Genomic DNA, 3,812 nt, shown 5'->3' with positions numbered 1-3,812 from the left:
ACCAGAAGTAGCTAGTCTAACCTTCGGGAGGACGGTTACCACGGTGTGATTCATGACTGGGGTGAAGTCGTAACAAGGTAGCCGTAGGGGAACCTGCGGCTGGATCACCTCCTTAATCGACGACATCAGCTGCTCCATAAGTTCCCACACGAATTGCTTGATTCATTGAAGAAGACGATAGAAGCAGCCCGAAATTGGGTCTGTAGCTCAGTTGGTTAGAGCGCACCCCTGATAAGGGTGAGGTCGGCAGTTCGAATCTGCCCAGACCCACCAATTTTTGTGTGGGAAACCTGTAGAAATACGGGGCCATAGCTCAGCTGGGAGAGCGCCTGCCTTGCACGCAGGAGGTCAGCGGTTCGATCCCGCTTGGCTCCACCACCACTGCTTCTGAAGTTTGAAAGCTTAGAAATGAGCATTCCATCGCTGTGATGGTGAATGCTGATTTCTAGTCTTTTGATTAGATCGTTCTTTAAAAATTTGGGTATGTGATAGAAAGATAGACTGAACGTTACTTTCACTGGTAACGGATCAGGCTAAGGTAAAATTTGTGAGTGACTCTTAAGAGTTTTGCGAATTTTCGGCGAATGTCGTCTTCACAGTATAACCAGATTGCTTGGGGTTATATGGTCAAGTGAAGAAGCGCATACGGTGGATGCCTTGGCAGTCAGAGGCGATGAAAGACGTGGTAGCCTGCGAAAAGCTTCGGGGAGTCGGCAAACAGACTTTGATCCGGAGATGTCTGAATGGGGGAACCCAGCCATCACAAGATGGTTATCTTGTACTGAATACATAGGTGCAAGAGGCGAACCAGGGGAACTGAAACATCTAAGTACCCTGAGGAAAAGAAATCAACCGAGATTCCCTTAGTAGTGGCGAGCGAACGGGGACTAGCCCTTAAGTGGCTTTGAGATTAGCGGAACGCTCTGGAAAGTGCGGCCATAGTGGGTGATAGCCCTGTACGCGAAAGTCTCTTAGTCATGAAATCGAGTAGGACGGAGCACGAGAAACTTTGTCTGAATATGGGGGGACCATCCTCCAAGGCTAAATACTACTGACTGACCGATAGTGAACTAGTACCGTGAGGGAAAGGCGAAAAGAACCCCGGAGAGGGGAGTGAAATAGATCCTGAAACCGTATGCGTACAAGCAGTGGGAGCCCACTTTGTTGGGTGACTGCGTACCTTTTGTATAATGGGTCAGCGACTTATTTTCAGTGGCGAGCTTAACCGAATAGGGGAGGCGTAGCGAAAGCGAGTCTTAATAGGGCGTCTAGTCGCTGGGAATAGACCCGAAACCGGGCGATCTATCCATGGGCAGGTTGAAGGTTAGGTAACACTGACTGGAGGACCGAACCGACTACCGTTGAAAAGTTAGCGGATGACCTGTGGATCGGAGTGAAAGGCTAATCAAGCTCGGAGATAGCTGGTTCTCCTCGAAAGCTATTTAGGTAGCGCCTCATGTATCACTGTAGGGGGTAGAGCACTGTTTCGGCTAGGGGGTCATCCCGACTTACCAAACCGATGCAAACTCCGAATACCTACAAGTGCCGAGCATGGGAGACACACGGCGGGTGCTAACGTCCGTCGTGAAAAGGGAAACAACCCAGACCGTCAGCTAAGGTCCCAAAGTTATGGTTAAGTGGGAAACGATGTGGGAAGGCTTAGACAGCTAGGAGGTTGGCTTAGAAGCAGCCACCCTTTAAAGAAAGCGTAATAGCTCACTAGTCGAGTCGGCCTGCGCGGAAGATGTAACGGGGCTCAAACCATACACCGAAGCTACGGGTATCACGCAAGTGATGCGGTAGAGGAGCGTTCTGTAAGCCTGTGAAGGTGAGTTGAGAAGCTTGCTGGAGGTATCAGAAGTGCGAATGCTGACATGAGTAACGACAATGGGTGTGAAAAACACCCACGCCGAAAGACCAAGGTTTCCTGCGCAACGTTAATCGACGCAGGGTTAGTCGGTCCCTAAGGCGAGGCTGAAAAGCGTAGTCGATGGAAAACAGGTTAATATTCCTGTACTTCTGGTTATTGCGATGGAGGGACGGAGAAGGCTAGGCCAGCTTGGCGTTGGTTGTCCAAGTTTAAGGTGGTAGGCTGAGATCTTAGGTAAATCCGGGATCTCAAGGCCGAGAGCTGATGACGAGTTACCCTTTGGGTGACGAAGTGGTTGATGCCATGCTTCCAAGAAAAGCTTCTAAGCTTCAGATAACCAGGAACCGTACCCCAAACCGACACAGGTGGTTGGGTAGAGAATACCAAGGCGCTTGAGAGAACTCGGGTGAAGGAACTAGGCAAAATGGCACCGTAACTTCGGGAGAAGGTGCGCCGGTGAGGGTGAAGGACTTGCTCCGTAAGCTCATGCCGGTCGAAGATACCAGGCCGCTGCGACTGTTTATTAAAAACACAGCACTCTGCAAACACGAAAGTGGACGTATAGGGTGTGACGCCTGCCCGGTGCCGGAAGGTTAATTGATGGGGTTAGCTAACGCGAAGCTCTTGATCGAAGCCCCGGTAAACGGCGGCCGTAACTATAACGGTCCTAAGGTAGCGAAATTCCTTGTCGGGTAAGTTCCGACCTGCACGAATGGCGTAACGATGGCGGCGCTGTCTCCACCCGAGACTCAGTGAAATTGAAATCGCTGTGAAGATGCAGTGTATCCGCGGCTAGACGGAAAGACCCCGTGAACCTTTACTATAGCTTTGCACTGGACTTTGAATTTGCTTGTGTAGGATAGGTGGGAGGCTTTGAAGCGTGGACGCCAGTTCGCGTGGAGCCATCCTTGAAATACCACCCTGGCAACTTTGAGGTTCTAACTCAGGTCCGTTATCCGGATCGAGGACAGTGTATGGTGGGTAGTTTGACTGGGGCGGTCTCCTCCTAAAGAGTAACGGAGGAGTACGAAGGTGCGCTCAGACCGGTCGGAAATCGGTCGTAGAGTATAAAGGCAAAAGCGCGCTTGACTGCGAGACAGACACGTCGAGCAGGTACGAAAGTAGGTCTTAGTGATCCGGTGGTTCTGTATGGAAGGGCCATCGCTCAACGGATAAAAGGTACTCCGGGGATAACAGGCTGATACCGCCCAAGAGTTCATATCGACGGCGGTGTTTGGCACCTCGATGTCGGCTCATCACATCCTGGGGCTGAAGCCGGTCCCAAGGGTATGGCTGTTCGCCATTTAAAGTGGTACGCGAGCTGGGTTTAGAACGTCGTGAGACAGTTCGGTCCCTATCTGCCGTGGACGTTTGAGATTTGAGAGGGGCTGCTCCTAGTACGAGAGGACCGGAGTGGACGAACCTCTGGTGTTCCGGTTGTCACGCCAGTGGCATTGCCGGGTAGCTATGTTCGGGAAAGATAACCGCTGAAAGCATCTAAGCGGGAAACTTGCCTCAAGATGAGATCTCACTGGAACCTTGAGTTCCCTGAAGGGCCGTCGAAGACTACGACGTTGATAGGTTGGGTGTGTAAGCGCTGTGAGGCGTTGAGCTAACCAATACTAATTGCCCGTGAGGCTTGACCATATAACACCCAAGCAATTTGCGTCGGCTCTGTAAACAGAGCAACCAGATTGCGGTGTGTGAAGACGCAATGAACCGAAAGTTCGCGATGCTCACAAACACCTGTATCACATACCCGATTTGCTGAAGCGAGGCCAACCGGTCACGAGTCAGTACCCGAATTTCTTGACGACCATAGAGCGTTGGAACCACCTGATCCCATCCCGAACTCAGAAGTGAAACGATGCATCGCCGATGGTAGTGTGGGGTTTCCCCATGTGAGAGTAGGTCATCGTCAAGATTAAATTCCGAAACCCCA

At 51.3% G+C, this 3,812-nt stretch carries 2 tRNA genes and 3 rRNA genes; all 5 read left to right on the top strand.

Annotated features, from left to right (window positions below):
* Window positions 1-115 (top strand): 16S ribosomal RNA (locus BW33_RS18385); the annotation flags it as partial.
* Between the two features lie 81 nt (window positions 116-196).
* Window positions 197-273: transfer RNA gene (locus tag BW33_RS18380), tRNA-Ile, on the top strand.
* A gap of 29 nt (window positions 274-302) precedes the next feature.
* A tRNA-Ala gene (locus BW33_RS18375) sits at window positions 303-378 on the top strand.
* A 247-nt stretch (window positions 379-625) separates the two neighbouring features.
* Window positions 626-3,517, top strand: a 23S ribosomal RNA gene (locus BW33_RS18370).
* A gap of 161 nt (window positions 3,518-3,678) precedes the next feature.
* Window positions 3,679-3,794 (top strand): 5S ribosomal RNA (rrf, locus tag BW33_RS18365).
* Window positions 3,795-3,812: the final 18 nt, after the last annotated feature.

This window comes from Pseudomonas sp. RIT288 (genome assembly GCF_000631985.1).
Lineage (GTDB): Bacteria > Pseudomonadota > Gammaproteobacteria > Pseudomonadales > Pseudomonadaceae > Aquipseudomonas.
This window is presented reverse-complemented; position numbering and strand designations above follow the sequence as displayed.